Source organism: Aeromicrobium sp., from assembly GCF_049586495.1.
In the GTDB taxonomy this organism is placed as follows: domain Bacteria; phylum Actinomycetota; class Actinomycetes; order Propionibacteriales; family Nocardioidaceae; genus Aeromicrobium.
Genome location: NZ_JBAVCB010000142.1, coordinates 1 through 6,433 on the forward strand (window position 1 = coordinate 1; position 6,433 = coordinate 6,433).

The following is a 6,433-nucleotide window of genomic DNA, read 5'->3' on the forward strand; positions in this document are numbered from 1 at the left end:
CTAGGAGCTCTTGTGGCTATCTCACGCAACGACCTTGTGGCCGCCCTCGCCGAAAAGGCTGGCACCACCAAGTCCGATGCCGACGCCGTCCTGTCATCCTTCAGCGAGATCCTGCTGGAGTCGGTCGCCAAGGGCGACAAGGTCTCGATCCCCGGCATCTTGTCGGTCGAGCGCGTCAACCGTGCCGCGCGTACGGGTCGCAACCCGTCCACCGGCGAGACGATCAACATCCCCGCCGGCTTCGGCGTCAAGGTGAGCGTCGGCTCGCGCCTCAAGGCCGCCGCCAAGTAACACGTTGACACTCGCCTGACGGCGTCACAGACCCCTGCCATGGGTGGTCAGTGGCGCCGTTTGTCACGTGCAGGACTGGAAACCTGACCGGCAGATGGCTACGTTGGACTCCGGTCGTGGTCAAGCAGTGGGCACGCGCCGTTCAACGATCTTTTGTCGAAAGGTGCGAGAGTGAGCGCTCACGACGCGATCGTTCTGCCTTTCGCCACCTCCACTCCCGCCATGGCCCGCACGCGGCTGGCCTCCTTCCTCACGCTGAATCTGGTCGCCCCAGAGGTCATCGACGACGCCCTGCTGGTCATCAGCGAGATGATCGCCAACGCCGTCAATCACGGCGGCCCCACCCCGGACGGCGGCATCGAGATCAGCTGGACCATCCAGGGCGACCTTCTCGAGCTCAGCGTCCTCGACCACGGCGCCGGGGGGTCGTTGACTCCCATCGACTTCGACGAGGACTCCCTGAGTGGTCGCGGCCTGTCGATCATCAGTCAGGTCGCCGATCGTTGGTGGGTCGACATGTCGCACGGCACGCGGGTCAATGCCGAGCTGCACACGACGCCTCGGTGAATCGCACCGTGGCCATGCCCAACTAGGCTGGCCACCATGGGCAAGAAATCAAGAATCAAGAACCGCGCTGCCAAGAAGGAGCGCATGCCGTTCGTCGCACGGACCTTCGAGGGCCTGCCGCACGAGGTGGACTGGATCGCCCTGCGTGAGTTCGTGCCGTCGGCCACCGCGACCGCCGCGCTCGAGTCAGGCGGCGAGGTGACCGTCTGCTCGCTGCTGCCCGGCGGCGGCGCCGGACTGGTGCGACCCGATGGTCAGATCTGGGTCGGTTTGCAGGTCATGCACAACTTCGGTGACGTCTCTCGCGACCTTGCCCACGTGGTCGAGCAGGCCCAGGCCACCGAACCGGGCAACCCCGTCTCGATGAGTGACCCCGGAGTCGGGCCGCGGCTGCAGGACCTGCTCGACCTGTCAGCCCCGTTCAAGGTCGAGGTGCACGATGGTTTCGACTTCTGGCTCGACGGCGTCGACGCGGGTGCGGACACGGCCGCTCTGCTGGAGGAGGCCAACGAGTCAGTAGCGCCCACAGTGCGTCTGTCCTCGGTCGAGGGCGCGTACTGGACCGAGATGGGCTCGCACCGCTACCTGCGCTGGGTCATGCCGCACGATGACTCGGACCTGCTCGACGCGCTGGCCCGGCTGCAGGCGTCCCGCGGAGACACCCTGACCGGTGACAGCAAGCTGATCGGCCACTTTCGCGCCCACGGGCTGCTGGTCCCGGTCTGGGAGTTCGAGGTCGACGCCGATGCGCTGGAGAAGCCCGCCGCGGCGTTCCAGCAGCGTCTCGGTGAGGCGCTCGCCGACACGACGCCACTCACGCCCGAACAGCGCTCGGCGCGCGGCAACATCGTCAGCCGCCAGGTGTCGATTCGCTGAGACGTAGGCGCTCTGGCTCAGTCACGCTCGATGGGGCACGACATGCACCGGGGGCCGCCCCGGCCCGAGCCGAGCTCAGACCCGCTGATCGCGATGACCTCGATGCCATGCTCGACCAGTCGGGCGTTGGTCTCCTCGTTACGCTCGTACGCGACGGCGAGCCGGGCGTCGATCGCCAGCGTGTTGTTGCCGTCGTCCCACTGCTCGCGCTCGGCGGTCACGGGGTCGAGTCCGGTGTCGATCTGATGCAGCGTGCCGATGCCCATCGCGTCGGCCGCGACGGCGAAGAACGAATCCTCCTCACCCATCACCAGTCGCCGATCTGTGGCGTCCCAGGTGACCGGGACCGACCGCAGCGAGTCGGCCATGTTGGGATACATCACCACGGTGTCGACGTCCACCATCGTGACGATGGTGTCAAGGTGCATCGTGGCGCGCTCCTGCGCGATTGGTACCGCGAGCACCGTCGTGGCGAGTCCGCCGTCGAGCACCTGGGTGGCGAATCGCTCGAAGCCCGCGGGGGTCGTGCGTTCGCCCACGCCGACGGCGATGACACCGGGGGCGAGCAGCAGCACGTCGCCGCCCTCGAGGTGCTCCAAGTGGGGACCGTGCACCCGTTCGACGCCTGAGAAGCGCGCGTGGTGTTCGTAGATGAGACCGGTGAGCTGCGCTTCGCGTTCGCGAGCCGGCATGGCCAGGCTGGTCACAGCCACCCGGCCGGGCAGCCACACCGACGAGTCGCGGGTGAACAGCAGGTTGGGCAGCGGGTTGATCAGGAAGTCCTCGGGCTGCATCAGGGCGTGCGCGACGCTGCCGGTGCGACGCATCTCGTCGTTGCGAAGGCCCGCCATCAGCACGTTGGCCAGCTGCTCGGGGTGAGCCTGCTCCAGCAGGTCCGCGATCGCGGCCTGCAGGACGGGTCCGACGTACAGCCCGGTCAGCGTGCTGGCGATGATCTGCTCGCGAGCCGCCGGGACATCGAGCGTCTCGACGAGCAACTCCGACAGGTACAACACCTCGACGTCGTGGTCACGCAGCGCCTGGGCGAAGGCGTCGTGCTCGTCCTGAGCCCGGCCGAGCCAGGGAATGCCGTCGAACAGCAGGGTGTCGTTGTTGCGTGGCGTCAGCCGGGCGATCTCCGGCCCTGGACGATGCAACATCACGGTGCGTAGACGGCCGACTTCGCTGGTAGCTCCCACTGGCATGACCCCACGTTAGTCGGCTGCCTACTAGTCTCATGTCGTGGACTGGAATGACTATGACGCTGCCCTGTTCGATCTCGACGGTGTCATCACCCCGACAGCGGTGGTGCACCAGCGCGCCTGGTCGGCGATGTTCAACGCCTTCCTCGACAGCCGGGGCCTGGCGCAGGACTACACGCTCGATGACTACCACCAGTACGTCGACGGCAAACCGCGATACGAGGGCGTCCAGTCCTTCCTGGACTCCCGCGACATCAATCTGCCCCACGGCGATCCGTCCGACGATCCCGCGGCCGAAACCGTGTGTGGGTTGGGCAACCGCAAGAACGACGACTTCGAGCGCATCCTGGGCGAGGAGGGCGTAGAGCCCTACCCCGGATCGGTGGCACTCGTCGACGCCCTGATCGAACGCGGCGTCAAGATGGCCATCGTGTCCAGCTCGCGCAATGCTCCCAAGGTGCTCAAGGCTGCCGGGATGTTGCAGCACTTCCCCGTCATCGTCGACGGCGCCGTTGCGATCACCCGCCACCTGGCCGGCAAGCCCGCCCCCGACACCTTCCTCGACGCTGCCGTTCAGCTCGATGTGCCCAAGGAGCGCGCCGTCGTCTTCGAGGACGCGCTCTCTGGTGTGCAGGCGGGTCGAGCCGGACGCTTCGGACTCGTCATCGGCGTCGACCGAGGAGCCGGCGTCGCCGCGCTGACCGAGAATGGTGCGGACATGGTCGTCTCAGACCTGCGAGAGCTGCTGTGAGCCCGTCCGACGGCCACAAGGGCCCCTCGCACGTTCCGCCACGGGTCACTGACCAGCTGGACCGCTCCCGGTTCCCGGTCGACGGATGGGCGCTGATCGAGAAGAACCTCGACTCGGAGAACCTGGGTCTCACTGAGACGTTGTTCTCAGTCGGCAACGGCTACCTCGGCATGCGTGGCAATGTCGAAGAGGGCCGCGAGTCCCACACGCACGGCAGCTTCATCAACGGCTTCCACGAGACGTGGTCGATCCAGCACGCCGAGGAAGCGTTCGGTTTCGCTCGCGTGGGTCAGACCATCGTGAACGTGCCCGACGCCAAGGTGATCCGGTTGTACGTCGACGACGAACCGCTGCTGGTCTCGATCGCCGACCTGCTGGAGTACGAGCGCCGACTCGACTTCCGCAGCGGGGTGCTGAGCCGGGAGATCCTGTGGCGCACGCCGAGCGGCAAACGGGTGCGGATCAGCTCCCAGCGCATGGTGTCGTTCGCGCAGCGGCATCTGGCCGTCATGACCTTTGAGGTCACGCTGCTCGACGACTACGCGCCCGTGGCCATCTCTTCTCAGATCCTCAATCGTCAGGACGGCGAGGACGAGTATCACGTGCCGTCCAAGGCCATGGGCGAGGGAGCGGACCCGCGGCGTGCCGAGGCACTGGGCCATCGGGTGCTCATCCCGCAAAGCAACTTCGGCAGCAGCGCCGAGGGTCGCGTCACGCTGGGCTACCAGTGCGCGGAGAGCGGGATGACGCTCGCGGTGGCGGCCGACCACCGGTTGGAGACCGACAACGACTTCACCCAACGGGTCCAGACCGGTGACGACCTTGCGAAGATGACGTACCGGATCAACGCCGAGCCGGGCAAGCCGATCCGGCTGACCAAGCTGGTCAGCTATCACACATCCCGCGGCGTGCCGTCGCGTGAGCTGCTGGATCGGTGTTGCCGCACGCTGGACCGTGTCCCCGAGGAGGGTCTGGAGCGGCAGTTCGCCGACCAGCGCGCGTGGCTCGACGGATTCTGGGAGCGCTCCGACGTCGAGATCGCCGGGCAACCCGAGGTCCAGCAGGCAGTGCGCTGGAATCTGTTCCAGATCGCCCAGGCCGCCGCCCGCGCCGAGGGCACAGGTATCTCGGCCAAGGGTGTGAGCGGGTCCGGCTACGGGGGCCACTACTTCTGGGACACCGAGGTCTACGTCCTGCCGTTCCTGACCTACACCACGCCACGAGCAGCACGCAATGCCTTGCGCTTCAGGTACACGTTGCTGGAGGCCGCACGGCTACGAGCCGAGCAGCTGGCGCAGAACGGAGCGCTGTTTCCGTGGCGCACCATCAACGGAGAGGAAGCGTCGGCCTACTACGCCGCCGGCACCGCGCAGTACCACATCGACGCCGACATAGCGTTTGCGATCAGCAAGTACGTGAACGCCACCGATGACCTGGACTTCTTGTCCCGCGAGGGCATCGACGTGCTGGTCGGCACGGCCCGGATGTGGGTGGATCTGGGCTTCTGGCGCAATGAGGAGGACGGGGTCTTCCACATCCACGGAGTCACCGGTCCGGACGAGTACACGACCGTCGTGAACGACAATCTGTTCACCAACGTCATGGCGCGCTTCAACCTGCGGCACGCCGCCCAGGCGGTGCGTGAGCTGGCCGTGCGCGATGGCATCCAGTACGAGCAGATGGTCACCCGACTCGATCTGGACACCGACGAGATCGAGTCGTGGGACAAGGCCGCCGACGACATGGCCATCCCGTTCGACGAGCACATGGGCGTGCATCCGCAGGACCAGCACTTCCTGGATCGCGAAGTCTGGGACCTGGAAAACACCCCGCTGGAGAAACGGCCCCTGCTGCTGCACTACCACCCGCTGGTCATCTACCGGTTCCAGGTGCTCAAGCAGGCCGACGTGGTGCTGGCGTTGTTCCTGCAGGGCAATCACTTCACGGACGAGCAGAAGCGGTCCGATTTTGAGTACTACGACCCGATCACCACGGGTGACTCGACGCTGTCGGCGGTCGTGCAGTCGATCATCGCCGCCGAGGTCGGATACCACGATCTCGCGCTGCGCTACTTCAACGCCGCCTTGTTCGTGGATCTCGCCGACCGGCACGGCAACACCACCGACGGCGTGCACGTGGCCTCGACCGGCGGCGTGTGGAACGCGCTGGTGAGTGGTTTCGGCGGCTTCCGCGATCACGACGGGGAGTTCACCATCGACCCGCGTCTGCCCGAGTCGTGGGAGTCGCTGGTGTACCGCCTGACGATCCGCGGCACCCGGGTGCGCGTCACCGTCCGGCACGACAGCCTCGATCTCGAGGTCGAGGACGGCATCGAGGCCACCTTCCTCGTGCGCGGTGAGAGCGTGACCGTGACGGTCGAGAAGCCAGTGAGCGTCGTGCTCGACGGCCAGGGCCCGCGTCTTGAGGGCGAGCCGCCCCCGGTGCCGGGTCGCAGGCGCGCCGACGGCACCGTCATCGCTGCCATCGTCCCGGGTCCTGATCGACTGGGCCGTCAGGCTGCGTGCTGGGCGGGTTCGGCGGCGATGGCGTGGCCGGAGGGCAGGGTCCAGGTGATGACGTCGTGTGACTTCATCTGGTGGTGCCGTTCGCACAGTGGCCACAGGTTCGCCCCGACGGTCTGACCGTGGGGCCAGGGTTTGCGGTGGTCGATCTGGCATTGGTCGGCGGGTGTGGTGCAGGTGGGTGCCTGGCAGGTGCCGTGTCTGAAGACCAGGGCCTTCTTGAG

At 66.8% G+C, this 6,433-nt stretch carries 6 protein-coding genes; 5 read left to right on the forward strand and 1 reads right to left on the reverse strand.

Going from position 1 to position 6,433, the window contains the following annotated elements; genetic code table 11:
- Positions 1-18 precede the first annotated feature (18 nt).
- The 3 genes from WB508_RS07545 to WB508_RS07555 all read left to right on the forward strand — a co-directional run bounded on the left by WB508_RS07545 (position 19) and on the right by WB508_RS07555 (position 1,734).
- A complete protein-coding gene (locus WB508_RS07545; RefSeq protein WP_423844277.1) occupies positions 19-291 on the forward strand; it encodes an HU family DNA-binding protein in 273 nt (90 codons plus the stop codon).
- A gap of 171 nt (positions 292-462) precedes the next feature.
- Entirely contained in the window at positions 463-858 is a 396-nt protein-coding gene (locus WB508_RS07550; RefSeq protein ID WP_423844272.1) for an ATP-binding protein, read from the forward strand.
- 36 nt (positions 859-894) lie between these two features.
- Entirely contained in the window at positions 895-1,734 is an 840-nt protein-coding gene (locus WB508_RS07555) for a DUF5926 family protein (protein ID WP_423844273.1), read from the forward strand.
- A 17-nt stretch (positions 1,735-1,751) separates the two neighbouring features.
- Here the strand turns inward: WB508_RS07555 and WB508_RS07560 are convergent, their stop codons facing one another.
- On the reverse strand, positions 1,752-2,939 hold the full coding sequence (locus WB508_RS07560; protein WP_423844274.1) for an arginine deiminase: 1,188 nt from the start codon (positions 2,937-2,939) through the stop codon (positions 1,752-1,754).
- Between the two features lie 37 nt (positions 2,940-2,976).
- Here WB508_RS07560 and WB508_RS07565 point away from each other — a divergent pair, with 37 nt between their 5' ends.
- Both WB508_RS07565 and WB508_RS07570 read left to right on the forward strand, forming a co-directional pair.
- The gene (locus WB508_RS07565) at positions 2,977-3,687 is read left to right on the forward strand and encodes an HAD family hydrolase (RefSeq protein ID WP_423844275.1); all 711 of its coding nucleotides are present in this window, start codon (positions 2,977-2,979) and stop codon (positions 3,685-3,687) included.
- Positions 3,684-6,329 carry a glycoside hydrolase family 65 protein gene (locus WB508_RS07570; RefSeq protein ID WP_423844276.1) on the forward strand — a complete coding sequence of 882 codons (2,646 nt, stop codon included), beginning with the start codon at positions 3,684-3,686 and terminating at the stop codon, positions 6,327-6,329. Before WB508_RS07565 ends, WB508_RS07570 begins: the two co-directional genes overlap by 4 nt.
- The last annotated feature ends 104 nt before the right edge of the window (positions 6,330-6,433 follow it).